The sequence below is a fragment of the Mycobacterium sp. 852002-51163_SCH5372311 genome (genome assembly GCF_001667115.1).
Classification (GTDB): Bacteria; Actinomycetota; Actinomycetes; order Mycobacteriales; family Mycobacteriaceae; genus Mycobacterium.
In genome coordinates this window covers 1-567 of record NZ_LZIJ01000196.1, presented here as the reverse complement: position 1 = coordinate 567, position 567 = coordinate 1, and the positions used below count along the sequence as shown (strand labels likewise).

The 567-nt window shown below is 71.1% G+C and carries 1 protein-coding gene; it reads right to left on the bottom strand.

From position 1 onward, the window contains the following. Positions 1–567: DUF222 domain-containing protein (locus tag A5791_RS23940; protein WP_156661582.1), on the bottom strand; the 567-nt coding region annotated here is incomplete at both ends.

The following is a 567-nucleotide window of genomic DNA, read 5'->3' as shown; positions in this document are numbered from 1 at the left end:
AGATCGCGGCAGCGCACGAAATCGGCCAACGCCTTCGACGGGGTGTAGCCGGGTTCGGGTGGGGCATCACCGGGATGGATCAGCGGCACCAGCGTGGCCGATTGGGCGAGTTCGGCCAAAAGTTCGGGGGTGATCAACCCATCCGCGCCCATCTCCCAGCCCGCGGCGGTCTCGCCTGGCCCGGCGATCACATGCACGACCACCGGGGAAGCGCCCGGGCGCCCGCCGGCGGCACAATCGGCCCGCGCGCAGCGACACCCCAGCCGATCGGCGCCGGCCGCCAGGGCCCCGAGGGCGTCGGCGCGGCGCTGAGCGGCGCTGCGCGGGTCGTGGGCGCACACCGTGGCCGCCAGCTTCGCCAGGCGTTGATCCAGGGCGTGGGCATCCACACTGAACAGGCTGCCCTCGATACGCGAGATGCCGTCTTGGTCCTGCCCGATCCAGATCTCGCGGTCGGCCTGCTCTTTTTTGCGGCGGCGCACCGCATCACCATCCACCCGGGCCACGATCGCATCGACCTTGCCCGACAGCCGGGCATTCGTCATCGACGGCCAGCGGGTCACATTG